Origin of the sequence: Actinoplanes cyaneus (assembly GCF_016862095.1) — a bacterium.
In the GTDB taxonomy this organism is placed as follows: domain Bacteria; phylum Actinomycetota; class Actinomycetes; order Mycobacteriales; family Micromonosporaceae; genus Actinoplanes; species Actinoplanes cyaneus.
In genome coordinates this window covers 65914-90230 of the sequence record NZ_BOMH01000016.1, presented here as the reverse complement: position 1 = coordinate 90230, position 24317 = coordinate 65914, and the positions used below count along the sequence as shown (strand labels likewise).

27 protein-coding genes and 1 tRNA gene are annotated in these 24317 nt (G+C 70.2%); 16 read left to right on the top strand and 12 right to left on the bottom strand.

What is annotated here, in order from left to right; translation table 11 throughout:
- Positions 1-232: 232 nt before the first annotated feature.
- Together Acy02nite_RS10325 and mca are read right to left on the bottom strand one after the other, a co-directional pair.
- Entirely contained in the window at positions 233-583 is a 351-nt protein-coding gene (locus Acy02nite_RS10325) for a hypothetical protein (RefSeq protein WP_203739724.1), read from the bottom strand.
- 16 nt (positions 584-599) lie between these two features.
- Complete coding sequence (mca, locus tag Acy02nite_RS10320; RefSeq protein WP_203739723.1) at positions 600-1484, bottom strand: mycothiol conjugate amidase Mca; 885 nt, start codon at positions 1482-1484, stop codon at positions 600-602.
- A gap of 55 nt (positions 1485-1539) precedes the next feature.
- On the opposite strand from mca, the gene Acy02nite_RS10315 reads away from it, so the two are divergent.
- Both Acy02nite_RS10315 and greA read left to right on the top strand, forming a co-directional pair.
- Positions 1540-2019: a DUF4307 domain-containing protein gene (locus Acy02nite_RS10315; protein WP_203739722.1), complete on the top strand. Its 480-nt coding sequence runs from the start codon at positions 1540-1542 to the stop codon at positions 2017-2019.
- 138 nt (positions 2020-2157) lie between these two features.
- A complete protein-coding gene (gene greA, locus Acy02nite_RS10310; protein WP_203739721.1) occupies positions 2158-2652 on the top strand; it encodes a transcription elongation factor GreA in 495 nt (164 codons plus the stop codon).
- 176 nt (positions 2653-2828) lie between these two features.
- Here the strand turns inward: greA and ilvA are convergent, their stop codons facing one another.
- The 3 genes from ilvA to Acy02nite_RS10295 all read right to left on the bottom strand — a co-directional run bounded on the left by ilvA (position 2829) and on the right by Acy02nite_RS10295 (position 6706).
- Positions 2829-4064, bottom strand: a complete 1236-nt coding sequence (gene ilvA / locus Acy02nite_RS10305; protein ID WP_203739720.1) for a threonine ammonia-lyase — start codon at positions 4062-4064, stop codon at positions 2829-2831.
- Positions 4065-4166: 102 nt separating this feature from the next.
- Complete coding sequence (locus Acy02nite_RS10300; RefSeq protein ID WP_203739719.1) at positions 4167-5525, bottom strand: amidase; 1359 nt, start codon at positions 5523-5525, stop codon at positions 4167-4169.
- Between the two features lie 29 nt (positions 5526-5554).
- Positions 5555-6706 (bottom strand): cystathionine gamma-synthase, encoded by a 1152-nt coding sequence (locus Acy02nite_RS10295; RefSeq protein ID WP_203739718.1) that lies wholly within the window; start codon positions 6704-6706, stop codon positions 5555-5557.
- A 24-nt stretch (positions 6707-6730) separates the two neighbouring features.
- On the opposite strand from Acy02nite_RS10295, the gene Acy02nite_RS10290 reads away from it, so the two are divergent.
- From Acy02nite_RS10290 to Acy02nite_RS10270, 5 genes are all read left to right on the top strand, one after another.
- Positions 6731-7177 (top strand): HIT family protein, encoded by a 447-nt coding sequence (locus tag Acy02nite_RS10290; RefSeq protein WP_203739717.1) that lies wholly within the window; start codon positions 6731-6733, stop codon positions 7175-7177.
- A gap of 2 nt (positions 7178-7179) precedes the next feature.
- A complete protein-coding gene (gene msrA, locus Acy02nite_RS10285) occupies positions 7180-7839 on the top strand; it encodes a peptide-methionine (S)-S-oxide reductase MsrA (protein WP_203739716.1) in 660 nt (219 codons plus the stop codon).
- 64 nt (positions 7840-7903) lie between these two features.
- Positions 7904-8134 carry a hypothetical protein gene (locus tag Acy02nite_RS10280; protein WP_203681911.1) on the top strand — a complete coding sequence of 77 codons (231 nt, stop codon included), beginning with the start codon at positions 7904-7906 and terminating at the stop codon, positions 8132-8134.
- Positions 8124-8435, top strand: coding sequence for a type II toxin-antitoxin system PemK/MazF family toxin (locus Acy02nite_RS10275; RefSeq protein ID WP_275407294.1), 312 nt, complete (start codon positions 8124-8126; stop codon positions 8433-8435). Before Acy02nite_RS10280 ends, Acy02nite_RS10275 begins: the two co-directional genes overlap by 11 nt.
- Before the next feature lie 233 nt (positions 8436-8668).
- Positions 8669-9043, top strand: a complete 375-nt coding sequence (locus Acy02nite_RS10270; protein WP_203739714.1) for a hypothetical protein — start codon at positions 8669-8671, stop codon at positions 9041-9043.
- Positions 9044-9200: 157 nt separating this feature from the next.
- Here Acy02nite_RS10270 and Acy02nite_RS10265 read toward each other — a convergent pair whose 3' ends face one another.
- Positions 9201-9371 carry a hypothetical protein gene (locus tag Acy02nite_RS10265; RefSeq protein WP_203739713.1) on the bottom strand — a complete coding sequence of 57 codons (171 nt, stop codon included), beginning with the start codon at positions 9369-9371 and terminating at the stop codon, positions 9201-9203.
- A gap of 94 nt (positions 9372-9465) precedes the next feature.
- Between Acy02nite_RS10265 and Acy02nite_RS10260 the strand changes: the two genes are divergently transcribed.
- From Acy02nite_RS10260 to Acy02nite_RS10245, 4 genes are all read left to right on the top strand, one after another.
- A complete protein-coding gene (locus Acy02nite_RS10260) occupies positions 9466-10893 on the top strand; it encodes a CYTH and CHAD domain-containing protein (protein WP_203739712.1) in 1428 nt (475 codons plus the stop codon).
- Positions 10894-10896: 3 nt separating this feature from the next.
- Positions 10897-11877, top strand: a complete 981-nt coding sequence (gene ppk2, locus Acy02nite_RS10255) for a polyphosphate kinase 2 (protein ID WP_203739711.1) — start codon at positions 10897-10899, stop codon at positions 11875-11877.
- Between the two features lie 279 nt (positions 11878-12156).
- Complete coding sequence (locus tag Acy02nite_RS10250; RefSeq protein WP_203739710.1) at positions 12157-13050, top strand: ribonuclease Z; 894 nt, start codon at positions 12157-12159, stop codon at positions 13048-13050.
- Between the two features lie 270 nt (positions 13051-13320).
- Positions 13321-13824, top strand: coding sequence for a GNAT family N-acetyltransferase (locus tag Acy02nite_RS10245; protein WP_203739709.1), 504 nt, complete (start codon positions 13321-13323; stop codon positions 13822-13824).
- Between the two features lie 690 nt (positions 13825-14514).
- Here the strand turns inward: Acy02nite_RS10245 and Acy02nite_RS10240 are convergent.
- The gene (locus Acy02nite_RS10240) at positions 14515-14799 is read right to left on the bottom strand and encodes a hypothetical protein (RefSeq protein ID WP_203739708.1); all 285 of its coding nucleotides are present in this window, start codon (positions 14797-14799) and stop codon (positions 14515-14517) included.
- Between the two features lie 201 nt (positions 14800-15000).
- Between Acy02nite_RS10240 and Acy02nite_RS10235 the strand changes: the two genes are divergently transcribed.
- Positions 15001-15921: a S1C family serine protease gene (locus tag Acy02nite_RS10235; protein ID WP_203739707.1), complete on the top strand. Its 921-nt coding sequence runs from the start codon at positions 15001-15003 to the stop codon at positions 15919-15921.
- Positions 15922-15993: 72 nt separating this feature from the next.
- On the opposite strand, the gene Acy02nite_RS10230 is transcribed toward Acy02nite_RS10235, so the two are convergent.
- Positions 15994-17355, bottom strand: coding sequence for a cystathionine beta-synthase (locus tag Acy02nite_RS10230; protein ID WP_203739706.1), 1362 nt, complete (start codon positions 17353-17355; stop codon positions 15994-15996).
- A gap of 3 nt (positions 17356-17358) precedes the next feature.
- Entirely contained in the window at positions 17359-17703 is a 345-nt protein-coding gene (locus Acy02nite_RS10225) for a YkvA family protein (protein WP_203739705.1), read from the bottom strand.
- Between the two features lie 299 nt (positions 17704-18002).
- Here Acy02nite_RS10225 and Acy02nite_RS10220 point away from each other — a divergent pair, with 299 nt between their 5' ends.
- The 4 genes from Acy02nite_RS10220 (at position 18003) to Acy02nite_RS10205 (ending at position 21693) form a co-directional block, all read left to right on the top strand.
- Positions 18003-19022: an SGNH/GDSL hydrolase family protein gene (locus Acy02nite_RS10220; protein WP_239174533.1), complete on the top strand. Its 1020-nt coding sequence runs from the start codon at positions 18003-18005 to the stop codon at positions 19020-19022.
- Between the two features lie 181 nt (positions 19023-19203).
- A complete protein-coding gene (locus Acy02nite_RS10215) occupies positions 19204-19992 on the top strand; it encodes an SGNH/GDSL hydrolase family protein (protein ID WP_203739703.1) in 789 nt (262 codons plus the stop codon).
- Positions 19993-20070: 78 nt separating this feature from the next.
- A complete protein-coding gene (locus Acy02nite_RS10210) occupies positions 20071-21315 on the top strand; it encodes an acetyl-CoA C-acetyltransferase (protein ID WP_203739702.1) in 1245 nt (414 codons plus the stop codon).
- 72 nt (positions 21316-21387) lie between these two features.
- Positions 21388-21693 carry a hypothetical protein gene (locus tag Acy02nite_RS10205; RefSeq protein WP_203739701.1) on the top strand — a complete coding sequence of 102 codons (306 nt, stop codon included), beginning with the start codon at positions 21388-21390 and terminating at the stop codon, positions 21691-21693.
- Positions 21694-21834: 141 nt separating this feature from the next.
- Here the strand turns inward: Acy02nite_RS10205 and Acy02nite_RS10200 are convergent, their stop codons facing one another.
- The 3 genes from Acy02nite_RS10200 to Acy02nite_RS10190 form a co-directional block, all read right to left on the bottom strand.
- Entirely contained in the window at positions 21835-22299 is a 465-nt protein-coding gene (locus Acy02nite_RS10200) for a GNAT family N-acetyltransferase (RefSeq protein ID WP_203739700.1), read from the bottom strand.
- An 864-nt stretch (positions 22300-23163) separates the two neighbouring features.
- Positions 23164-23997, bottom strand: coding sequence for a Bax inhibitor-1/YccA family protein (locus Acy02nite_RS10195; protein WP_203739699.1), 834 nt, complete (start codon positions 23995-23997; stop codon positions 23164-23166).
- Positions 23998-24208: 211 nt separating this feature from the next.
- A tRNA-Leu gene (locus Acy02nite_RS10190) sits at positions 24209-24291 on the bottom strand.
- Positions 24292-24317 lie beyond the last annotated feature (26 nt).

Genomic DNA, 24317 nt, shown 5'->3' with positions numbered 1-24317 from the left:
CGGTCGGGCGACGACCGGCACGCGACGATGCACGTGCAGATGGTCCTGCGAGACTCGGCGCCGGAATGCACTCATCTCGGCGCCCCCTTCCGCGCAGGGTCCAGGAACCGTGTGGTCCCCGGCGGAAGGCTAAATCAATCCCGATGAACGCAACAGGGCTTGACGGTGGGCGACTGACCACACTCGCCACTCGCCGCGACCCGGACCCCGGGCGCGACGAGCGACGCCATGATCACTGTGCGGCGCGGCCGGTGTCCGATGCGGACTCGTGTTTCGGCTCCGGCACCGCCGTCACCTCGCCTTCCGCGGCGGGAGCGATCTTGGTCGATCGATCCGCTTCGACACGGTCAGCAACATCGCCGCCGGAACCCTCGAGATCGGCATCGAGCCTCGCGATTTCCGCCACACGAGCGCGCTCGACCTCTTCGTCAAAACTGTCGGGAAGCCGACGAATGCGCTTGTTCATGTTGCGGATCAACGCGACGGTCGCGATACACATCAGCACGATCAGGAACAGGCCCGCCGGGCCGGCCAGGCCGCCGTCACGGGTGTCCCCGAAGTTGTTGACCGCGATAATGTCCACGACCCCAGACTACTGCTCAGACGGCGTCGACCTTCTCCCGGATGCCCGCGAACAGGTCGGACTCCGGAACCGGGCTGTCGACCAGCGAGCGGGCGAGCTCGAAGTCCTCGGTGGGCCACACCTTCTGCTGCATCTCCAGCGGGATGTGGAACCAGAACCCGTCCGGGTCGACCTGGGTGGCGTGGGCGCGCAGCGCGTCGTCACGAACGCTGAAGTACTCCCCGCACTCGACCCTGGTCGTGATCTTGTCACCACGGTCGCTGCGGTCCGACCATTTCTCCAGCCATTCCGCGTACGGCGACTCCAGCCCCGCCGCGAGCATCCCCTCGTGCAGCGCGAGCATCCGGGCGCGGGTCCAGCCGGAGTTGTAGTACAACTTCAGCGGCTGCCACGGCTCCCCCAGCTCCGGGTAGAGCTCCGGGTCGCCGGCCTGCTCGAACGCGACCACCGAGACCTTGTGGCACATGATGTGGTCGGGGTGCGGGTACCCGCCGTTCTCGTCATAGGTGGTCATGACGTGCGGACGGAACTCGCGGATCAGCTTGATCAGCGGCTTCGCCGCCTCCTGCGGGTCCTGCAGGCCGAAGCAGCCCTCCGGCAGCGGGGGCAGCGGGTCGCCCTCGGGCAGCCCGGAGTCGACGAAACCGAGCCAGGCCTGGTCCACCCCGAGGATCTCGCGCGCCCGATCCATCTCCTTGCGGCGGATCTCGGTGATGTTCTCCAGGACTTCCGGGTCGTCCTTCAGCTTGGGGTTGAGCACGCTGCCGCGCTCGCCCCCAGTACAGGTCGCGACGAGCACCTGGACGCCCTCGGCGACGTATTTCGCCATCGTGGCGGCACCCTTGCTGGACTCGTCGTCCGGGTGCGCGTGCACGGTCATGAGACGCAGTTGCTCTGCCACGTTGATTACCCTCTCGACCAGGCCTGCCGTCGGCGGGCCGGGACCGGCTGCGAAGATGGACTCTGCCATTCTGGCCGATCCCGACGACAACAAACGCACGAGAGGCCCCCAGGTGAGCGAGACGCGCGCCACAACCTCGGTCTACCCGCCCGGCCGGTACGGCCGGCGCCGGCAGCCAGGCCGGCGCTGGTCGCTCCCCCTGGTGCTGGCCGCGATCGTGTGCGGCGTCGTCGCGATCGGCGTGAGCTGGGCCTATTACCAGAAGTTCGGGCAGACCGACTACAGCCCGGAGATCGTCGGGTGGAACGAGCCGACCGACGCCCAGATGGTGATCAAGTTCCGGGTCCGGGTGCCGGTCGGCGAGACCGCCTCGTGCATGCTGCGCGCCCGTGACTACCAGGGCTACGAGGTGGGTACCCGGGCCGTCCAGGTGCCCGCGCGAGCCGGCGGTGGCGAGGTCGAGGTGACCGAGTCGGTGCCGACCACCGCGCGGGGCTCGGTGGGCGACGTGATGAGCTGCCAGCCGGTCGGCTGAGCGCCACCGCGACATCGACCGGTCCAGCCCGATGCATACCGCTGGTAAGGTTGGTGATTCGCTGCGTTCACCACGCACCTCGAATTCCGCACTCCCAGTTCCTGCTTTCGCAGTCCCGTTCCAGCGAGGAGATCGACCGTGTCCAGTTCCGAGGCGCCGAAGACCTGGCTCTCCCAGGACGCATACGACCGGCTGCAGGCCGAGCTCGACGAGCTGATCGCTGGCCGCCCGGCGATAGCGGCGGAGATCAACGCCCGGCGCGAGGAGGGTGACCTCCGGGAGAACGGTGGCTACCACGCGGCCCGTGAGGAGCAGAGCCGCCAGGAGGGCCGGATCCTCTACTTGAAGGAGTTCCTGCGCAACGCCGAGGTCGGCGAGGTCCAGGCCGCCGACTCGGTGGTGCCCGGCTCGGTCGTGACGATCTACTTCGACGACGACCAGGCCGACACCGAGATGTTCCTGCTCGGCTCGCGCGAGATCTCGTCGACCACCGACCTCACCGTGTACTCACCGGAGTCGGCGCTCGGCAAGGCGATCCTCGGCGCCCGCCCGGGCCAGACCGTCACCTACACGGCCCCCAGCGGCGCCGACATCAAGGTCACGGTCGTCAAGTTCGGCGCCTTCGAGGGCTGACCGCCCACTGCGTGAGACAGCCTCCCCGGACGGCCCGCCAGGCCGTCCGGGGAGGCTGTCCGCTTTCCGCCCTCACCAGTGCGCGGTCGCCAGCTCCCGCCGCACGCGCTCGTAGTGCGCCCCGAGCTCTTCGTCCATCCGGGCCTGCTCCGGCGGCCCGGCGGCAACCCCGTTGATCACGGGGTGGCGTCGGCCAGCAGCGAGACCCGGTAACCGGCCTCGCGCAGGGCGCTGATCAGCGCGGACGAGTGCGCCGGCCCCCGCGTCTCGACGGAGAGCGCCACCTCCGCCTCGCCGAAGCTGAGCCGCGGGCTGTGCCGGGTGTGCTCGACGTCCACCACGTTCGCCCGCTGCTCCGCGATCTGCCCCAGCAGCCGTGCCAGTTGGCCCGGCCGGTCCGGGCAGCGCACCGCCAGGCGCAGGAAACGGCCGGCCGAGGCGAGACCGTGTTCGATCACCCGCAGCAGGAGCATCGGGTCGATGTTGCCACCGGACAGGATCGCCACCACCGGCCCGCCGTCGCGCGGCGGCACGTATGCGCCGGTGAGCAGGGCCGCCACCCCGGCCGCGCCGGCCGGCTCGACCACCATCTTGTGGCGTTCCAGCAGCACCAGCAGGGCCGCCGACAGGTCCTCGTCGGTGACCGTGACGACCTTGTCGACCAGCTTGGCGACGTGCGCGAACGTCAGGTCGCCGGGGCGCATCACGGCGATGCCGTCGGCGATCGTGGCGCACGTGTCGAGCTTGCGCGGGGCGCCGGCGGCCAGCGAGGGCGGGAACGCCGCCGCCCCGGCCGCCTGCACGCCGATGATCCTGAGGTCGGGGCGCAGCGCCTTGGCGGCGACCGCGAGACCGGAGATCAGGCCGCCGCCGCCGACCGCGGTGACGATCGTGCCGGCCTCCGGGCACTGCTCCAGGATCTCCAGCGCGAGGGTGCCCTGGCCGGCGATCACGTCCGGGTGATCGAACGGGTGGATCAGCACCGCCCCGGTGCGCCGGGCGAACTCGTTCGCGGCCTCCAGCGCGTCGTCGACGCTCGTCCCCGCGTACTCCACCGCGGCGCCGTACCCCTTGGTCGCGGTGACCTTGGGCAGCGGCGCGCCCTCCGGCATGAAGACGGTCGCCTTGATGCCGAGCAGCCCGGCGGCGAGCGCGACGCCCTGCGCGTGGTTGCCGGCACTGGCCGCCACCACGCCTCGGGCGCGATCAGTCTCGGACAGGCGGGAGATCCGGGTGTACGCCCCGCGCACCTTGTACGACCCGGCGCGCTGCTGGTTCTCGCACTTGAGCCAGACCGGCACCCCGGCGATCTCGGTGAGCGGCCGGGAGGTCACCAGCGGCGTGGTCTTCACGACCTCGCCGAGATTTTCCCGTGCCGCTTCGACGTCGGCCAGGGAGAGCAGGTCTGTCATGGCGACCAATCGTGCCACCTGCCCGGCCGCGGGTTTCTGGCTGGTTCCTCCGGTGGTCCTCCGGCCGGGTGACCACCGTGCGAACCACCCGGGACCCGGCGCTCACACGAGGGCGTGGCGCTGCCAGGGGTTCTGGAGCTCGAACTGGCCGGCCAGCGAGAGCAGCAGCAGCTCCGAGTCGGGCGGCCCGACCAGCTGCACGGCGAGCGGCAGACCGTCCGGCCGGAAGCCGACCGGCACCACGATCGCGGGCAACCCGGCGAAGTTCCACGGCGCCTGGTACGGCGCGTACTTCGCATTCGCCTGCATGTTGTTCACCCAGGACAGCGACGAGAAGGACAGCGCCGGCGGTGGCGCGGTCGCCAGCGCCGGGGTCAGCAGCACGTCCACGCCACGGTCGGCGAAGAACCTGATCGACCGTTCCCGCCAGGCCGCCCGCTGCGACTCGCGCACGAGCCCGGCCCTGATCGCGGCCTTGCCGAGCCGGATGTGCCGCTGGGTCCTCGGCTGCAACGACCGGAGATCGAGACCTTCGGAATTCCGGTACGCCCCGGCGAACCACGTCGCGAGCACCCCGAGCGCGACCGACGCCGGGTATTTCGGGTCCGCCCGCAGCGTGTCGTGTCCCGCGTCGACGAGCAGCTTGGCCGCTTTCGTGACCGCCGAGACGTTCGCCTCGTCGGGCTTGACCCCGGCCACCGGTGAGCGCAGCGACACACCGACCCGCAGCTTCGACGGCTCGACCAGCTTCACCGGCGGCTGACCGGCGAGCACGCTGAAACCGAGCGCGGCGTCCGCCACGGTGGTGGTCAGCACCCCGTTCTCCACCAGGCCGAACCAGTCCATGTCGCCGAAGTCGACAGGCACCACGCCCCGGCCCGGCTTGAGCCCGACCAGGCCGCAGCAGGCCGCCGGGATCCGGATCGAGCCCAGCCCGTCGTTGCCCTGCGCGATCGGGACCAGCCCGGCCGCCACCGCGGCCGCCGAGCCGCCGGAGGAGCCACCCGGCGTACGGTCGAGGTCCCAGGGGTTACGGGCCGGCCCGTCCGCGTCGTCAGTGGTGGCCCAGAGTCCCATCTCCGGCATCTTCGTCACGCCGACGACCACCGCACCCGCCCCGCGCAGCCGGCGGACCACCTCGTGGTCCTGCTCGGCCACCTCGGAGGTGCGGGCCGCCGCCGAGCCGTTCCAGGTGGGCAGGCCCGCGACCGCGGTGTTCTCCTTGACCGCCACCGGCACCCCGGCGAGCGGCAGGTTCGCCAGGTCCTCCTGGTCGTCGACCTTCTCCGCCTCGGTGATCGCCTCACCGCCGCGGACCAGGCGGAACGCGCCCAGCGCCGGGTCCGAGATGGCGATCTGCTCCAGGTGGTCGGCAACGACCTGGGTGGCATTGGTGTCACCGCGCCGCACCGCACGGGCGATCTGCTTCGCGGTGGCGCCCACCCAGGTCGTGCTCTCCATGCCCGAAGTCTCCCCGAGTCCCGAAGTCCCTAGCCGAGCGCCTGCTCCAGGTCGGCGAGCAGATCGTCAACGGTTTCGATGCCGACAGACAGTCGCACGAGATCGGCGGGAACTTCAAGCGCTGAGCCCGCAGCCGACAGATGTGTCATCTGGCCCGGGTGCTCGATCAGCGACTCGACGCCGCCGAGCGACTCGGCCAGCACGAACAGCTTCGCCCGGTTGCAGATCTCGATCGCCTGCTCACGGCCGCCGGCCGCCCGGAACGACACCATCCCGCCGAAGCGGCTCATCTGCTTGGCGGCGGTCTCGTGGCCGGGGTGGGTGTCCAGCCCCGGGTAGAGGACGCTCGCGACCTTCTTGTGCTCGCTCAGGAAGCCGACGATGCGCTCGGCGTTGTCACAGTGCCGGTCCATCCGTACGCCCAAGGTCTTGATCCCCCGCAGGGTCAGCCACGCGTCGAAGGGGCCGTTGACCGCGCCCATCGCGTTCTGGTGGAACGCCAGCTCGTCGCCGAGACCGGTGTCCGCCACCACCAGCGCGCCGCCGACCACGTCGGAGTGCCCGCCCAGGTACTTGGTCGTCGAATGGATCACCACGTCCGCGCCGAGCGACAGGGGCTGCTGCAGGTACGGCGAGGCGAACGTGTTGTCGACCGCGAGCATCGCGTCGTACTCGTGGGCGAGCCCACCCAGCGCCGTGATGTCGGCGATGTTGAGCAGCGGGTTCGTCGGGGTCTCCGCCCAGATCAGCCGGGTGTGCCCGGGGCGGAACGCGGCCCGCACCGCGTCCAGGTCGTCCAGCGGGGCGGCGGTCCAGTCCAGACCCCAGCGCTCGGCGACCTTCGAGAAGAGACGGAACGTGCCGCCGTACGCGTCGTTCGGGATGACCACGTGGTCGCCCGGCCGGCAGACCGTACGCAGCAGCGTGTCCTCGGCGGCGAGACCGCTCGCGAAGGCCAGGCCGCGACGGCCGCCCTCGATCGCCGCGAGGCACTCCTGCAGGGCGTCGCGGGTCGGGTTGCCGGACCGGCTGTACTCGTAGCCGAGCCGCGGGGCGCCGACCGCGTCCTGCGCATACGTACTCGTCTGGTAGATGGGCGGAACCACCGCGCCGGTGCGGGGGTCCGGGTCCTGCCCCGCGTGGATCGCTAGGGTGTCGAACCCATAGTCATCGGTACTCATGTAGCGCAAGGTTAGTCTCACTCTGTGGCCGACTGCGTGTTCTGTGGGATCGTGGCGGGAACCGTCCCCGCGTTCGTCGTCGCCGATTCGCCCGATGGCCTGGCCTTCCTCGACACCCGGCCGGTCTTCAAGGGCCACGTGCTGGTCGTCCCCCGCCCGCACATCGTCCAGTTGACCGAGCTGCCCGCGTCCCTGCTGAGCGGATACTTCGGGCTGGTCCAGCAGGTCGCCGCCGCCGTGCCCGCCGCACTCGGCTGCACCGGCACGTTCGTGGCGATGAACAACCTCGTCTCCCAGTCCGTCCCCCATCTGCACACCCACGTCGTGCCCCGCACCAAGGGCGACGGCCTGCGCGGATTCTTCTGGCCGCGGCACAAGTACGCGAGCGACGACGAGGCCGCCGAGTTCGCCGGCCGCCTTGGTAAGGAATACCTCCGTGCCGGTGTTACAGACACCGGACGAAGGGAGTGACCGTGTTCCTACGGCACAAGAAGCTCGATCTGCCCACCGCCGACACCGCTCTGCAGGGCCGGCTGATCTCGATGCCGGTCGCCGACCGTCACGAGGTCCTGGGCAACCCGCTGGAGGGTCCGTGGCCCGCGGGCTACGAGGTCGCCGTCTTCGGGATGGGCTGTTTCTGGGGCGCCGAGCGGATCTTCTGGCGGCTGCCGGGCGTCTGGTCCACGTCGGCGGGCTACGCGGGTGGTTTCACCGCCAACCCGACGTACGAGGAGGTGTGCTCCGGCACGACCGGCCACACCGAGGTCGTGCAGGTGGTCTACGACCCCGCCAAGATCAGCTACGAGCAACTGCTGAAGGCGTTCTGGGAGAACCACAACCCGACGCAGGGCATGCGCCAGGGCAACGACGTGGGCACCCAGTACCGTTCGGCGATCTACACCACGACCGAGGCCCAGGCCGAGACCGCGCGGGCGTCCCTCGCGGCGTTCCAGCCGGTGGTCACCAAGGCCCGCCTCGGCGACATCACCACCGAGATCAAGCCGCTCGGCGAGTACTACTTCGCCGAGGACCACCACCAGCAGTACCTGGCCCCTACCAAGAACCCGAACGGCTACTGCAACCACGGCCCCAACGGCCTGTCCTGCCCCATCGGGGTCGCGAAGACCAGCTGATCCCCTCACCGGGCGGCCATCGTCACCTGGACGGTGGCCGCTTCTGCGTATTACAGTTTGTCTTATGTCCACGATTACATTCCGCGCAGACGACGACGTCGATCAGGCACTTGCCGAGCTGGTGTCCGGCGACCGCGACCGCTCACAGGTCATCCGGGATGCGATCCTTGCCGCCTGGCGCGCCCGCCGTGAGGAACAGATCCGCGCCGAGGCGGAGGCCGTCGCCGCCGACGCCGACGATGTCGCCGAGGCGCGAGCGGTATTGGCGGACATGGAGACGCTTCGTGCGTGGTGACGTCTACGAAGTCAAGGCACCCCGGGAAGCCCGCGGCCACGAACAGCGCGGCAATCGATACGCCGTCGTGGTCCAGTCCGATCTGCTACCGCTGTCAACGTGGCTCGTCGCGCCGACCTCCACCAGCGCCCGGCCGACCAGCTTCCGGCCGGAGATCGAGATTCAAGGCAAGAGCACATATGTTCTCGCCGAACAGACAGCGGCCATTCAGCCCGAACGACTCGGTCGACTCGTCGGCCACCTCTCGCACCAGGAGATGTCGGCACTCGAAGACGCGCTGCGCCTCGTCCTTCATCTGTGACATCGCGCGCCATGCCGCGATTCGTCAGCACCACACCGTTCGCCAGAGCCCAAGAACCCGAACGGCTACTGCAACCACGGCCCCAACGGCGGCTGGGGATCGAAAACGGCCGTCACGGCATTGGCGGCGGGTTGCAAGTGGTGGGGGTGGCGTTCACGCCCTCGGGGGTAAAAAATCGACATGTCCCGAAATCCCGCCCACACTCGAAAGTGAGACGACGCGGGAGGTGGATCATGTCACCGAGTTCTACCAACGAGGCGCGGTATTCCGGTTATCGCGACGGTTCCGAGCGCTTCCGCAACACCGATGAGCGCGAGGCCTGGGCGGCGGCCGAGGCCATGATGGAGCAGGCTCGGGCCATGATGCGCGAGGCGGAGAACGCGCTGGAGACCTGGAAGACCGGCAAGGAGATGAACCGGCTGCGCTGCGAGCGCCGGGGCATCAGCCCGACCGACGCGGAGATCCGGTGGTCGGCCACGACGACCGCGAAGAACGCGATCACCAACAACAACTTCTACGTTTCCCTGGCCGGCATGTATTACGGGGCGGCGGCGGCGAACTACTCACGCGCGCTGTATCTGCGTAGCCGCGGAACCGCACCCGTGTGAGGTGCTCACGAGGGGCCGCGCACTGTCAGAGCCGCGCCCACGCCCGCCCGAAGCACGATCGCCCCGTGGCGCACGCTCGAAGCGCGGCAAGACCACGTACCGCAAAGGAAAGCAAGCAAACCCGGACGCGCGGCCGCGACCGCGGGAAGCCGGCCGCCTAGCGCTCGGGGTTGGGCACGTCGTGCTCGGCGACCGGCGTCGTGTCCGGTCGCTGCGGCCCGGCCTGCGCGGGGCTCGCCGGCGTCGCGAGCGTGAGCCCGAGCACCGCGCCGGCCCCGATCAGCTTGAGCCCCGCGAGGGCCACCTGGCGACGATCCGACTTCTCCATGAACAGCTCCTCAACCTGCGGCGGCTTCCCACGATGACAGGGCTACCTGAGGGATCGCTGTGTCAAAGCGCTCCGCGCGGGCACCATTGATCGTGTGGAGACCGCGACCGAGAACGAACGCAAATACGACGTCCCCGAGACCTTCGAGCTTCCGGACCTGACCGGTGCCGCGGGCATCGCACAGGCCGACGGCGCCGAGACCCACGACCTCGACGCCACGTACTTCGACACCGACGACCTCCGGTTGATGAAAAACCGGCGAACTCTGCGGCGGCGATCCGGCGGTCACGACGCCGGCTGGCACCTGAAGACGCCCGGCGACGGCGACGGCCGCACGGAGCACCGGCTGCCGGGCGACAGCGACCAGGTGCCCGACGAGTTGCGCGCCCTGGTCCGCACGATCGTGCGGCGCCGTCCGCTGGAGCCGGTCGCCCGGTTGCGGACCCATCGGGTCGAGACGCCGCTGCGCGACAAGAAGGGCCGCACGCTGGCACTGATCGCTCAGGATCAGGTCCGCGCCGAGTCCGGGGACGACCACAGCGCCTGGCAGGAGATCGAGGTCGAGCTGGTCGACGGTGACGAGCGGGTCCTCGACGCGGTCGAGAAGGTGCTGTTCAAGGCCGGTGCGACGCCGGCGGCGGGCCCTTCCAAGGTGGCCCGGGCGCTCGCCGGCCGCCTCGAGGAGAAACCCCGCAAGGAGAAGGTCAATCCCGTTTCCCGGTACGCCCGTGAGCAGCGCGACGCCATCACCGAGCACGATCCGGCCGCCCGCCGCGGCGAGGAGGAGGCGGTGCACAAGATGCGCGTCGCGACGCGGCGGCTGCGCAGCACCCTGAAGAGCTTCCGCCACTGGTTCCCGGGTGAGGGGACCGCCGAGCTGGGCGACGATCTGCGCTGGCTGGCCGGGGTCCTGGGCGCCGTTCGCGATCCGCAGGTGCTGGAGGTCAAGCTGCTGAACGGCGTCGAGGAGTCCGGCCCCGAGTTCATCCCGGCGGCGCAGCGGATCCGGGCGGCTCTGGAGCACCGGGTGGCGAAGGGGCGCGAGGAGCTGAACGCCGCCCTGGAGTCGGATCGCTATCTCGACCTGCTCGACCGGATCGACGCGCTGGTCGACCAGCCGCTGCCGGACGCCGGCGACCCGGCGGAACGCGCTCGCAAGGTGCTCGGCAAAGCCGACGACCGGCTGGACACGGCGCTGGCCGACGGTGTCGACGAGGAGCTGCACGACGCCCGGAAGAAGTACAAGCAGGCGCGGTACGCGGTCGAGGTCCTCGCTCCGGATTCCGGCAGATCAGCCAAACGGCTCGTCAAGGCGCTCACCGCTCTGCAGGACGGGCTCGGCGCGCACCAGGACTCCAGCATCGCCAGGGAAACGCTGCATGAAATCGGGCCGGACAGTTTCCATTTCGGCGTTCTCTACGGTCGACAGGAGGCGGTGGGTAAAGAGACTCTCATCGCCGTCCCCGCGCTCGTGCGGGCATCGCGGCGCAAGAAGGTCCGTCGTTGGCTGGTGAAGGCGTGAGACATGAGCACTGAGGTCGAGAACACCGAGGTCGAGAACACTGAGCCCGAGCGGTACGAGGAGGCGACCACCCACCCCTACCAGGGACCGATCGCGGAGCTCACCGGTTACCGCGTGGTGGACGACGAGGACGACGATCCGCGGCTGCTGAAAGCCGACGGGAGCCCGGTGGACACGTGGCGGGAGGATTACCCGTACGAGGAGAGGCTGTCCCGCGCGGAGTACGACCACCAGAAGCGGCTCCTGCAGATCGAGCTGCTGAAGCTGCAGAACTGGTGCAAGGAGACCGGCGAGCGGATGGTCATCCTCTTCGAGGGGCGGGACGCGGCCGGCAAGGGCGGCACCATCAAGCGCTTCATGGAACACCTCAATCCGCGAGGTGCGTCAGTGGTCGCGCTGGAGAAGCCGAACCAGCGTGAGAGCACCCAGTGGTACTACCAGCGCTACATCAAGCACCTGCCGTCGGCCGGCGAGATCGTGCTCTTCGACCGCTCCTGGTACAACCGGGCCGGCGTCGAACGGGTCATGGGCTTCTGCACCCGCCAGGAGTACCTGGAGTTCCTGCGCCAGACCCCGGAGCTGGAGCGGATGCTGGTCCTGTCCGGGCTCAACCTGGTCAAGTTCTGGTTCTCGGTGACCCAGAAGGAACAGCACACCCGCTTCGCGATCCGTCAGGTGGACCCGGTCCGGCAGTGGAAGCTCTCCCCGATGGACCTCGAATCCCTCGACAAGTGGGACGACTACACCGAGGCCAAGGAGGCGATGTTCTTCTACACCGACACCGCCGACGCGCCGTGGACCGTGGTCAAGAGCAACGACAAGAAGCGCGCCCGCCTCGAGGCGATGCGCCACGTGCTGAACCGCTTCAACTACAACGGCAAGGACGAGGAGGTGGTCGGCCGCCCCGATCCGCTGATCGTCGGCCCGGCCTCGCTGGTGGTGGAATCCACCGAAACCTCCCCGCACGTATTCCCGAAGCTCTAGTGATTCAAAACCGTTGGCGCGTACGGCTGCGGGTAGTTAACGTGGCCGTACACGTGAAGGGAGGTGGTCCGAAGTTGTATAGCAACGGGACTCGTGAGGTGGCTGTCCGCTAGCCGCTGTCCTTGACAGCTTCGTTTTACAGCGTCGAGACCGTGTGGCAGCGGCCGGCGAATACCAGACAGCCACCCGACCCCCGGGGATCCGGCCTTGTCCGACCGGACCACGATCTTGTCGAAGATCGCGGAAGTCCCCGGGGGTCGCTTCATATGCGGAGTTTCCATGCGCGAGCTCGTCGTCCTGGGCACGGCCAGTCAGGTGCCGACGCGGCACCGCAACCACAACGGCTACCTGCTGCGTTTCGACGACGAGGTGATCCTCTTCGACCCGGGCGAGGGCACCCAGCGCCAACTGCTGCTGGCCGGCCTTCCGGTCACCCCGATCAGACGGATCTGCATCACGCACTTCCACGGCGACCACAGCCTCGGCCTGCCCGGCATCCTGCAGCGCATCTCGCTCGACCGCGTGCCGCACCCCGTCGCGGTCCATTACCCCGCCGGTGGCCAGGAGTTCTACGACCGGCTCCGACACGCCACCAGCTACTGGGACAACGCCGACATCGTGCCGTCACCGGTCGGCGCGGCATTCCTCGCGGAGACCTCCGCCGGGCGTCTCACGGCCCTGCCGTTGAGACATTCGATCGAGACGTACGGGTATCGCCTCACCGAGCCCGACTCCCGCCGGATGCTGCCGGAGCTGCTGACCGCGCACGGCATCAGCGGGCCCGCCATCGGCGAGCTCAAGCGCGACGGCCACCTCGGCCCGGTCACGCTCGACCAGGTCAGCGTGGTCCGCCCCGGCCAGAGCATGGCCTTCATCATGGACACCGGCCTGTGCGACAACGTGTTCGCGCTGGCCCAGGGCGTCGACCTGCTGGTGATCGAGTCCACGTTCCTCGCCGAGGACGCCGGGATGGCCGCCCAGGTCGGCCACCTGACCGCCGGCCAGGCCGCCGCGGTCGCCCGCGAGTCGCAGGCGCGCCATCTGGTGCTGACGCACTTCTCCCAGCGCTATCCGGATGCGTCGCGCTTCCTGGAGGAGGCCCGCAAGGAGTTCGACGGGCCGATCACCCTCGCCGAGGATCTCCAGCGCGTCCCGTTCCCGCCGCGCCGCTGAAGCCCCGCCCCGAAGCCTCGCGCCGCTGACGCCCGGCCTCGAATTCCCGCGCCGCTGACGCCCCGCCCCGAAGCCCCGCTCCACCGCGTCGCCGGCCCGATCCGCGCGGACCCCGCCCTCCCAGGGGGCTGACCGCCACCGGCCGGCGGCACCCGCCCCGGTCATCGACAATCGTCGCAGAGAAGCGAGCCGTCCGCGGCACGCCCTGTGGACAACCGGCTGCTGTGGATAACCGCGGACAGGCCCGCCGGCGGCGCTAGCCTCGTGCGCATGGCCGTCCTGCTGCGTTCCGCGACCCCGTCCGATCCGATCCGCGTCGGTGCCCTGCACCAGCGCTCCCGGCTGGCGGCATACTCCGGGTTCATCTCCCCCGACGTGCTGGCGGCGCGCACCGCCGAGGCGTTCGGCGAGTGGTGGGCCGAGCGCTGGAAATGGGAGCAGGACACCCACCGGATGACGCTCGCGGAGGACGACGGCGAGCTGGTCGGTTTCTCCTACATCGGCCCGAGCGAGACTCCGGGCGCCGCCGAGCTCTACGCCATCCACGTCGACCCGGCCCGCGTCGGCACCGGGGTCGGCCGGCAGTTGATGGTCCGCGCGCTGGCCGACCTCCCGTCGATCGGTCACGACCGGGCCGTCCTCTGGGTCCTGACCGGGAACCACACCGCGCGAGCCTTCTACGAGAGGGGCGGCTGGAAACCTGACGGCGGCACCCGCACCGAGCCGGTCAACGACGTCCCGGTCCCCCAGATCCGCTATTGGCACCCTCTATGACCACTCGAGCAGCATCCCGCGAACACCCGAGGTCGTGTGGACAGCCTGTGGACAAGTCCTCGCCGCGGATGACCATGGCATCGACAGGTGCCGCGCACCAGGGGGTTTGTGCAGTAACCGCGCCCACCGGCGGACGTCGCCCTTGCGGGCTGAGTGTTTTGGACGCGCCCGCGGCCAGCTCGGCCCGGAAGGGTCCCCGCGGGAGCGACGGTCTGTACCCCGGCGGAGAGGGGCAATGAAGATCTTGATCCAGAGGGTTTTCTGTGACCGAAGCAATCGCCCACCGCGGCGTGACCGAAGCAATCGCCACTGCGCCGTGGCCGAAGCTATCGCCCGCTGCGGCGTGACCGAAGCAATCGCACTGCGGCGTGACCAAAGCAATTGCCCGCCGCGGAAGGATCCGCGACGGGCTGCTGGTTGGGCGGAAGCGCGTGACCGAGTGAATGCGGGGGAACCTGTGGTCACGCGCTCCCGCCAACCGCCCCGCCGGAGAACCGGTGCGCCTGGCCGGAGGCGCGGATCAGCGGAGGCGTGCCGATCCGTGGCCGGTTCGCCGAGCGGGCTTGGGCGCGGGATGCCGGAGCGCTGGCGGGGCGCCCCGGCGTCACCGCCGGGAGACGTTCGCCGGGCCGTGAAGCCAAGTCTTGCCGGGGGACGGTCAAGCTCGTCGGCGACGTCTGGGTCCGTGTCTCAGTCTGCGTACCTCCGATGATGGTGGTTCCGGCCGCGGTCGGTCATGGCGGCCGGCAGGCTGTTCAGGTCGTGGCGCAGGGTCCAGGCCTCGCGCCACGGGCGGCGGGACACCGCGTCGGCGCGTTCGGCGAGGCGCCGGGCCGAGCAGGGCCAGCTCCATCCGCACCAGACGCAGTTGCCCCTGCGGTCGGCGGTGTTGTGCCGTCCGAGCATCGTCTGCGCGTCCCGCCACAGCAGGCGGTCCACGATGTCGGCTGGCGCCGCCTCGTCGACGTCGACCATTCCCTGCCCCTTCGTCCGGGAGTGGTTCATAGCTCCGTCACGAGACATACAACCCCACCCGACGACCCGCTGGTCGGACTGAGTGTGCGATTACGGCGACTATCCGTAACCGCCGATGTCCACTGTGCTTCCGTGCTGCTGTTCGCCGTCGGCGGACGATCAACCGGCATCAACGTCTTGCCGCCGGTTGTTGACCCGGTCATGAGCACCGACGAATCAGAGGCGCTGGATGCCTACAGCCGCATCGTGACCGGTGTGGCCGGCCGCCCGCTGCCCTCGGTGGCGGCTCTTTCGATGCGCGGCAGCGCCGGCTCCGCGGTCACCTTCACCAACGACGGTTTCCTGCTGACGAACGCACATGTGGTGGCCGGCGCCACCACTGGGTCGGCGGCGTTCGCGGACGGCGTCGACACCCCGTTCGACGTGGTCGGCGCGGATGCGCTCTCCGACCTGGCGGTGGTCCGGGTGCATCGTGCGGGTGCCCCGGCCGCCCCGCTCGGCGACGCCGACAACCTGCGGATCGGTCAGCTCGTGGTGGCGGTCGGGAACCCGATGGGGCTGGCCGGCTCGGTGACCGCCGGCGTGGTCTCCGGCCTGGGCCGCTCGCTGCCGGCCCGGGACGGCCGCCGGGTCCGTGTCATCGACAACGTCATCCAGACCGACGCGGCGCTCAATCCGGGCAATTCCGGTGGCGCGCTCGCCGACTCGGCCGGTCAGGTCGTCGGCATCAACACCGCCGTCGCCGGGTACGGCCTGGGCCTGGCCGTGCCGATCAACGAGACCACCCGGTCGATCATCGGCGAGCTGGTGGCCACCGGCCGTGTGCGGCGCGCGTGGCTCGGCGTGGCGGGGCTGCCCGTCCCGCTCCCGCCGAACCTGGCCGCCCGTCTCGGCCAGAAGCAGGGCCTGCGTGTCGTCGAGGTGGTGCCGAGCAGCCCGGCCGGGCTCGCCGGGATCTACCTGGGCGACCTGCTCGTGACCGCGGGCGGGCGCCCGGTCTCCTCGGTGCAGGCGTTGCAGCGGCTGATGCTGGGGCCGGCGATCGGCGTGGACCTGCCGATCACCCTGCTGCGCAGGAACGCCCTGGTCGACGTGGTGGCCCTCCCGACCGAACTGCGGTGAGGAGGGCCCGTCCCGCCGGCTGAAGCGCGTTCTGACGATCAACCCTGGCTGCGGCGAAGGTCAGAACACTCCTCAGCTCAAGTGGGTCAGCAGGTCCTGCCGGGTGAGAACCCCGGCCGGCTTGCCGTCGATCAGGACCATCGCGGCATCCGCCTTCTCCAGCAGCGCGACGGCCTCGCTGACCGGCTCGCCACCGCCGATCATCGGCAGCAGGTCGCCCATGTGCCGCTCGATCGTGTCGTGCAGGTGCGCCTGACCGGTGAAGAGCGCGTCCATCAGCGCCTTCTCCGAGATCGAGCCGGCCACCTCGCCGGTGACGACCGGGGGCTCGGCCTTGAGGACGGGGAGCTGGCTGACCCCGTACTCCCGCATGTAGTCGATCGCGTCACGCACGGTCTCGGTGGGGTGGACGTGGACCAGAGGCGGGATCTCGGGGCCCTTGGCGGCGAGCGCGTCGGCGACGGTCGGGGCGTCTCCGGGCGTACGGAGGAACCCGTACCGCGCCATCCACTTGTCGTTGAAGATCTTGGAGAGGTAACCGCGGCCGCCGTCCGGCAGGAGCACCACGACCACGTCGTCCGGGCCGGCCTTGCGGGCCACCTCGAGCGCGGCCACCACGGCCATCCCGCACGAGCCGCCGACCAGCAGACCCTCCTCGCGGGCCAGGCGACGGGTCATCTCGAACGAGTCCGAGTCACTGACCTCGATGACCTCGTCGGTCACCGCACGGTCGTAGGCGGTCGGCCAGAAATCCTCACCGACACCCTCCACCAGGTACGGCCGGCCGGTGCCGCCGGAGTAGACGGAGCCCTCCGGGTCGGCCCCGATGACACGTACCCCGGCGTTCTGCTCTTTCAGGTAACGCCCGACGCCGCTGATCGTGCCTCCGGTGCCGACACCCGTCACGAAGTGGGTGATCTTCCCTTCGGTCTGCTCCCAGAGCTCCGGCCCGGTCTGCTCGTAGTGCGAGCGCGGGTTCGCCGGGTTGCTGTACTGATCCGGCTTCCACGCGCCGGGGATGTCCCGGGTCAGCTTGTCGGAGACGTTGTAGTAGGAACGCGGGTCCTCGGGGGCCACCGCGGTGGGGCAGACGACCACTTCGGCGCCGTAGGCCCGGAGCACGTTCTGCTTGTCCTCGCTGACCTTGTCGGGGCAGACGAAGACGCACTTGTAGCCCCGCTGCTGCGCCACCAGGGCCAGGCCGACCCCGGTGTTGCCGCTGGTCGGCTCGACGATCGTGCCGCCGGGCTTGAGCAGCCCCGCGGCCTCGGCGTCCTCGACCATCCGCAGGGCGATCCGGTCTTTCACCGAACCGCCGGGATTCATGTATTCGACCTTGGCCAGCACGGTGGCGCTGATGCCCTCGGTCACGCTGTTGAGCCGGACCAGCGGGGTGTTGCCGATGATCTCGACCACGTTGTCGTAATAGCGCACGCTTCAGCGTACGACGGCGGGCTTCACGGTTCTCTCCCACTCCAGGAACCGCTCGGTCTCACTGAGCACCGTCCCGGCCAGCCAGGTCACCGCGACGGCGTCGTCGACCAGCCCGAACACCCAGAGGAAGGCTTCCGGTACGGCGTCGATAGGCGAGATGACGTACGCCGTGGCGGCCGCCATGAGGGCGACCCGCATCCCGCCGTCGTACTCCCCCTTGGCCGTCGCCTTCAGCATCCGTGGCAGCGCCGCGAGGCGCGTGCCCAGTGACGGACCGCCGCGGGCGCCGGACATCAGCGCCTTGCCGAGTGCGGTGAACGCCGCCGCACGTTTCAGAGTTTTGGCCATGTCTGTTCCCCTTTCCGCAACTCAAGCATGACCTGGGTACGCCATGATTGCCTCCCACGGTCACAGGTCAAACACTCAGCGCGGTGAGCTGGCCTTTCGTCGTGGCGTGGTGAGCCTCTCGTCCCGGTGACGCGGTCCACTCGCCAGGGCGCGTTAGCCTCGAATCCCGACGCCAAGTGCCGATCTTGGCCGTGCCGGACCGCTTCCCACACCCCGGGAGGCGTACGCCGGGCCGGGATGGTTCCCTTCGGAAGACAGCGAGGGACACTGTGAACAGCACCGTTATCCACTTCCGTGGATTGAGCCCAGAGGATCGGCAACGGATCCGCACGGCCGGCCGCATCGCCGGCTCGGTCACCGGCGCGCTCGCCGGCGTGACCGCTCTCTCGGCCGGCCTCCTGCTGCGGCAGGCCGCCGACGCCCGCCGGATCATCCCGATGGCCGAGGCGCCCCCGCCCCGCGGCGACGGCGTCTACGGCGCGAAGTTCCACGGCAAGCCGCTCAGCCTGGTCATCCTCGGTGACTCCTCGGCGGCCGGCTACGGCGTGCACCGGCCCCGGGAGACCCCCGGCGCGCTGTTCGCCACCGGCATCTCCCGCCGCCTGCGCCGGCCGGTCAGCCTGCGCCGGTTCGCCGTGGTCGGCTGTGTCTCGTCCGGCCTGCCGTGGCAGGTCGACGCCGCGCTGGAGCACGAGCCGGACCTGGCGATCATCCTGATCGGCGGCAACGACGTCACGCACGTCTCGGCCCGTGACGACGCCGTCCGGCACCTCGGTGACGCGGTGCGCCGGTTGCGCGAGGCCGGCTGCAAGGCCGTCGTCGGCACCTGCCCGGACATCGGGGCGATCCAGCCGATCAAGCCGCCGCTGCGCTGGCTGGCCCGCCGCTGGAGCCGGCAGCTCGCCGCCGCGCAGACGGTCGCGGTGGTCGGCGCCGGCGGGCGGACGGTGTCGCTCGGCAACCTGCTCGGGCCGATGTTCGAGGCCGACCCGGTGCGGATGTTCGGCTCCGACCACTTCCACCCGTCGGCCGAGGGATATGCGCGGGCCGCGGCCGTGATGATGCCGACCGTGATGGCCGTGCTGGGTGAGGACACCCGGCCCGCCGTTCCGGTCGCCGAGGGGGTTCGCACGCTGCCGGAGGCCGCGGACGAGGCGGTACGCGCGCCTGGCACCGAGGTGAGCCCGGTCAGGGCCGGTGGGCGGTGGGCGCAGTTGCGCCGGCATCCGTGGTTCGGCGAGTCGCGCCACTGGTTCGGCCACCACGGGCATCACGGGTCGCAGCCGGGCACGCCGGACGCGATCCCGGCCACGTCGTGACCCCGCATGCGGTCCCAGCCTCTCGTGGCCCGGCCGGGCAGCGCGGCGCCTGCCGTTCCGGTCACGTCGTGACCTGGCCGGGCAGCCGGTCGGCTGCGGGCAGCGCGGCGCATGCCGTCCGGGCCGTAGGGTAGAAGACTGAAGGATCATCGAAGTCGGCGGGACGCAAGGGAGGCGAGACATGGCTGGGCTGCCGGAACGACTGACCAAGGCCGCTGCCACGAGCCTGCTCGCCGGCGCGCTGGGCGGTGCCGCCCTGCTCGCCGGTGAGGTGCTGGCTGCCAAGGCTCGCCGCTATGCCAAACCCACGATGGGTCTGGCGCTGCGCACCTCGATGGGCCCGCTCACCGCGCCACCGCTGCGGCTGGTGCTGCTCGGCGACTCGGCAGCGGTCGGCGTCGGGGTGGAGTGGCTCTCCGACACGGTCGGTGGCCAGCTCGCCCGCCTGCTCGCGGACGGCACCGCGGAGACCGGCCAGCGGCACGTGCTGCTCTCCAGCGTCGGGGTCGCCGGGTCCCGCTCGTCCGACCTGGCCACGCAGGTCGCCCGGGCGCTGCTCGGCACGAAACCGGATGTCGCCGTGGTGCTGATCGGCGCGCACGACGCCACCTCGGCCCGCGCGCCGGAGGAAGCGGCCGGTCACCTCGGCGAGGCTGTCCGGCGGTTGCGCTCGGCCGGCGTCCAGGTGGTCGTCGGCACCTGTCCCGACCTGGGGGCGATGCGTTCGATGGCCCCGCCGCTGCGGCAGATCGCCGGGGTGCTCGGGCGCCGGCTCGCGCGGGCGCAGACGAAGGCGGTCACCGAGGCCGGCGGCATCGTCGTGGATCTCGCCGCGGAGACGGGCGCGGTGTTCCGGGCCGACGCGGGGACGCTGTGTTACGACGGCTTCCACCCGTCCGCCGACGGCAATCGGGTGTGGGCCCACGCCCTCTACCCGGCGGTCGCCAAGGCCGCGATGACGGGCGTCTGACTCGCGGCGTGGCCGGTGCTGAACAGCGTGTGACAAATCCACACTTCCGACCATGTTACCGATGAGTAAACTGGTCGTATGCCGGAAGCTGTCATCGTCGCCACTGCCCGCTCCCCGATCGGCCGCGCCCACAAGGGCTCGCTGAAGGAACTGCGCCCCGACGACCTCACCGCCACCATCGTCGACGCCGCGCTCAACAAGGTGCCCGAGCTCGACCGCACCCTCATCGAGGATCTCTACCTCGGATGTGGCCTGCCCGGCGGTGAGCAGGGTTTCAACATGGCCCGCGTGGTCGCCACCAAGCTCGGGCTGGACGGCCTGCCCGGCGCCACCGTCACCCGCTACTGCTCGTCCTCGCTCCAGACGACCCGGATGGCGTTCCACGCGATCAAGGCCGGCGAGGGCGACATCTTCGTCTCGGCCGGGGTGGAGACGGTGTCCCGCTTCGCCCGGGGCAGCTCCGACGGCCTGCCCTCGGCCGCGCAGGCGCTGGTCGGTGGCGGCTGGGAGAACCCGGCGTTCGCCGACGCGCAGGCCCGGACCAAGGCCACCGCGGAGAACGCCGGCGTCTGGCACGACCCGCGTGAGGACGGCCTGCTCCCCGACATCTACATCGGGATGGGCTACACGGCGGAGAACCTGGCGCAGATCAAGAACGTCTCCCGCGAGGAGATGGACGAATTCGGCGTACGGTCGCAGAACCTCGCCGAGAAGGCCATCGCCAACGGGTTCTGGGAGCGCGAGATCACGCCCGTGACGTTGCCCGACGGCACCGTGGTGTCGAAGGACGACGGCCCCCGCTCGGGTGTCAGCCTGGAGGCGGTGTCGCAGCTCAAGCCGGTCTTCCGCCCGGACGGACGGGTCACCGCCGGCAACTGCTGCCCGCTCAACGACGGCGCCGCGGCGCTCGTGATCATGAGCGACACGAAGGCGCGCGAGCTGGGCATCACCCCGCTCGCCCGGATCATCTCCACCGGCGTCACCGCCCTCTCGCCGGAGATCATGGGGCTCGGCCCGGTCGAGGCGTCCAAGCAGGCCCTGAAGCGGGCCGGCATGACCATCGACGACGTCGACCTGGTCGAGATCAACGAGGCGTTCGCGGCGCAGGTCATCCCGTCGTACAAGGACCTGGGCATCCCGCTGGACAAGCTGAACGTCAACGGCGGCGCGATCGCGGTCGGCCACCCGTTCGGCATGACCGGCGCCCGGATCACCGGCACCCTGATCAACTCGCTGAACTGGCACGACAAGTCGATCGGCCTCGAGACCATGTGCGTCGGCGGCGGCCAGGGCATGGCCCTGCTCATCGAACGTCTCAGCTGACCCGCTCAGCCCTCCGGGCCCGGTGCTCCTGGCGAGCGCCGGGCCCGTCCCGTGCCGGGGTACGCTCGCCGGATGTCCGACTTCGCGGCGTCGATCGACCGGCTCCTCAACCAGGTCCGGCACTGGGAAGAGGCCCGCTGGGCGACACCGGCCGGCGGAAGGACCAAGGCCGATTCGGCGTACGGGGTGGTCCAGCGCCTGGCCGAGCTCGGCGCCGAGGCCGAGGGCCGGGCCACACGCGAGGTGCCCCGCCTCCACGATCTGGTCCTGCCCGATCAGCTGCGGGTGGTCGCCGACGATCTCCTGGCCGCCGGCCCGTCCAGTGCCTTGCTCGCTCAGGCCACCGCCGTCGTGGACGACCTCCGCTCAACAATCTGAGCCCGCCCTGGTCTGCCCCGCCCTGGTCTGAACTGCTCTGGTCTGCCCCGCCCTGGTCTGCCCCGCCCTGGTCTGCCCCGCTCTGGCCTGCCCCGCCCTGGCCTGCCCCGGCCCTGGTCTGCCCCGGCCCTGGTCTGCCCGTCAGAGTTGACCGGCCAGGGACAGGCTGAGACCGGTCAGCCCCTCGACCGGACGGAACCCGATCGACCGGTACAGGGCCAGCGCGGCCGTGTTCTCCGGCTCCGTCTGCAGCGAGACCCGCACCGCGCCTGCCGCGCGCGCTTCAGCGAGGACCTGCTCGACGAGCGCCCGCCCGGCGCCGCTGCGACGACAATCCGGACGGACGAACACATCGCGTACGGCCCAGAACTCTCCCAGCCTCAGCGAAGCCGGCATCACCACGCTGGTCAGGAACCCGATCCCTCGCCCGTCCCGCTCCGCGACCGACGCTCGTAGCCGACCGGTCCGGAGCTGAGCCGCGAGCCACGCCGCTGTCCGCGCCGGGTCGGCCTCCTCGCCGTAGTGCACCCGGTACTCGTCGAAAAGCTCCACCAGCCGGTCGAACACAGCTTCGCCGTCCCGCACCAGCACCCTCGTCGCGTCCACCCCAACATCCTTCACCATCGATGCCGTTGCCCGGCGCTCACCGCAGTCGTCGATCTCCACGCAGTACGCCCCGAGCCCGCCCCGCCGTCAGCCGCCAGCACTTCAGCTGGCCCTCAGGGGTGCTTCCGCCCGCTGATACACACCTGAGCACCAGCCCACTTCACCGCTAGCCCGCCGCCAGCTGCCAAGCACTTCAGCTGGCCCCCAGAGGTGCTTCCGCCCGCTGATACACCCTTGGGCACCAGCCAGCCCCGCTCGGCTGGATGCCAGAGGTGCTTCCGCTCGCTGTCACACTCCTCAGCGCCAGCCGTCGCGCCTCGGCTGGCGCTGAGGGCTGCCGTGGAGATCGACAACGACCGTGAGCACCAGCCGGGGCGGTGGCACGGGGGTTTGGGGTGAGCTTGACCCGCCACGGAGGCCGCCCTGGAGGGGTTTGCGTTTTGGCCGCGCCAGCGGCCTGCGAAGCCCGCAAGGGTCCCCGCGGGAGCGGCGGCCCGGACCACAGCGAAGTCAGGACATGCGGATCTTGATCCTGATCTTGGGGTTGATCTTCGACTGGTCCCAGAAAACGCATGAGGTGTTGCTGAGCGCGGATGCGGGAGCGACAGCGGCGTTCCGCTTGCCGGCGGTGGCGGGGGTGCTCGGACCGCTGGGTGTGGCCGGGAAAGGGCAACGCCCGGACCGCGGGTGCGGGCCGGGCGTTGAGGTGAAGCGGGGGGCAACGCCCGGTCCGCGGGGAGTCGGGCCGAGCGTTGCGGGTGCGGACGTGACCGGCGAACCGCCGGTCACCGCCCTGCAGGTCGCGGAGCAGAGGCCACAAAGCGACGAGTCATCGCGATGGCCCCTGCCTGTGCGGCTTGACCGTCAGTCGTCGCCCTGCAGATAGCTGAGCAGGCGCAGGATCTCGATGTAGAGCCAGACCAGGCCGACCAGGATGCCGAACGCGGCCGTCCACGAATACTTCCGGGGGAGGCCGGCGCGGACGCCTTCCTCGATCTCGTTGAAGTTGAGGATGAAGCTGAGCGAGGCCACGACGATGCAGACCAGGCTGAAGATGTAGCCGAGCGGTCCGTTGTCGCGCAGCCCGGTGTTGACGTCGAACAGCGCCAGCACGAAGTTGATCAGCATGACGCCGAAGAGGCCGGCCATCACCGAGATCATGATGCGCTGGAACTTCGGGGTGGCGCGGATGACGCGGGCCCGGTAGAGCCCGGCCATCAGGAAGAAGACGCCGAAGGTGGCGACCACCGCCTGCAGGACGATGCCGTCGAAGCCGAGGACGTTCTCGTACGTCTTGCTGATCATGCCGACGAACACACCCTCGACCACCGCGTAGGCGATGACGAGCGGCGGGCTGGCGATCCGCATGAACGAGATGACCAGGCCGAGCACGAGGCCGACGACCGCAGCGCCGATCCAGGCGGCCAGGGTCAGGTCGAACGGAATGAGGTTCCACGCGGCGATCGCGGAGATGCCGGTGATGCCGAGCACGGTGACGGTTTTGACGACGACGTCGTCGACGGTCATGGGCTGCACAGCGGGCGGGGCAGCGGGGTAACCCTCAGCGGTCGGGTACGGCTGCCCGTAGCCCGGCTGACCGTAACCCGCGCCGGCCGGCCCGTACGGCCCGTACCCGGACGTACGCTCCCGCTCGGCCGCCTGGCCGAGGCGCGAGAGCACCGGGTTAGAAGTCTTCACTGTGTCCAGCCTCCCTTGAGGATCGGCACAACAATGCCTGTCGTTCCAGGGTAAGCGCTACGCGCCCGAAGTGCCGCTCCCCGAAGCTGTGAGCAGGCTGAAAATGACATCCGTCATGGGTTCCTACCAGGGAGGAGTGGTAACCGAGCCCGACAAAACGACCAAAAGACGAAACGGCCGCGACGGAGAGTCGCGACCGCTTCGTTATGTGTGCCCGGGGCGGGTCTCGAACCCGCACGCCTGTTAGGGCAGCCGCTTTTAAGGCGGCCGTGTCTGCCATTCCACCACCCGGGCGGGCCTGCGAACACCGTAGCTGGTGC

Excerpts from the sequence above, each read along its gene's own strand:
- Acy02nite_RS10225 (WP_203739705.1), bottom strand. The coding sequence starts at position 17,703 with ATGGCCAAAACTCTGAAACGTGCGGCGGCGTTCACCGCACTCGGCAAG.
- ppk2 (WP_203739711.1), top strand. The coding sequence starts at position 10,897 with ATGAGCACTGAGGTCGAGAACACCGAGGTCGAGAACACTGAGCCCGAG.
- Acy02nite_RS10270 (WP_203739714.1), top strand. The coding sequence starts at position 8,669 with ATGTCACCGAGTTCTACCAACGAGGCGCGGTATTCCGGTTATCGCGAC.
- Acy02nite_RS10265 (WP_203739713.1), bottom strand. The coding sequence starts at position 9,371 with ATGGAGAAGTCGGATCGTCGCCAGGTGGCCCTCGCGGGGCTCAAGCTG.
- Acy02nite_RS10315 (WP_203739722.1), top strand. The coding sequence starts at position 1,540 with ATGGACTCTGCCATTCTGGCCGATCCCGACGACAACAAACGCACGAGA.
- Acy02nite_RS10210 (WP_203739702.1), top strand. The coding sequence starts at position 20,071 with ATGCCGGAAGCTGTCATCGTCGCCACTGCCCGCTCCCCGATCGGCCGC.
- Acy02nite_RS10250 (WP_203739710.1), top strand. The coding sequence starts at position 12,157 with ATGCGCGAGCTCGTCGTCCTGGGCACGGCCAGTCAGGTGCCGACGCGG.
- Acy02nite_RS10280 (WP_203681911.1), top strand. The coding sequence starts at position 7,904 with ATGTCCACGATTACATTCCGCGCAGACGACGACGTCGATCAGGCACTT.
- Acy02nite_RS10295 (WP_203739718.1), bottom strand. The coding sequence starts at position 6,706 with ATGAGTACCGATGACTATGGGTTCGACACCCTAGCGATCCACGCGGGG.
- Acy02nite_RS10245 (WP_203739709.1), top strand. The coding sequence starts at position 13,321 with ATGGCCGTCCTGCTGCGTTCCGCGACCCCGTCCGATCCGATCCGCGTC.
- Acy02nite_RS10300 (WP_203739719.1), bottom strand. The coding sequence starts at position 5,525 with ATGGAGAGCACGACCTGGGTGGGCGCCACCGCGAAGCAGATCGCCCGT.
- ilvA (WP_203739720.1), bottom strand. The coding sequence starts at position 4,064 with ATGACAGACCTGCTCTCCCTGGCCGACGTCGAAGCGGCACGGGAAAAT.
- Acy02nite_RS10215 (WP_203739703.1), top strand. The coding sequence starts at position 19,204 with ATGGCTGGGCTGCCGGAACGACTGACCAAGGCCGCTGCCACGAGCCTG.
- Acy02nite_RS10205 (WP_203739701.1), top strand. The coding sequence starts at position 21,388 with ATGTCCGACTTCGCGGCGTCGATCGACCGGCTCCTCAACCAGGTCCGG.
- Acy02nite_RS10235 (WP_203739707.1), top strand. The coding sequence starts at position 15,001 with ATGAGCACCGACGAATCAGAGGCGCTGGATGCCTACAGCCGCATCGTG.
- Acy02nite_RS10240 (WP_203739708.1), bottom strand. The coding sequence starts at position 14,799 with ATGGTCGACGTCGACGAGGCGGCGCCAGCCGACATCGTGGACCGCCTG.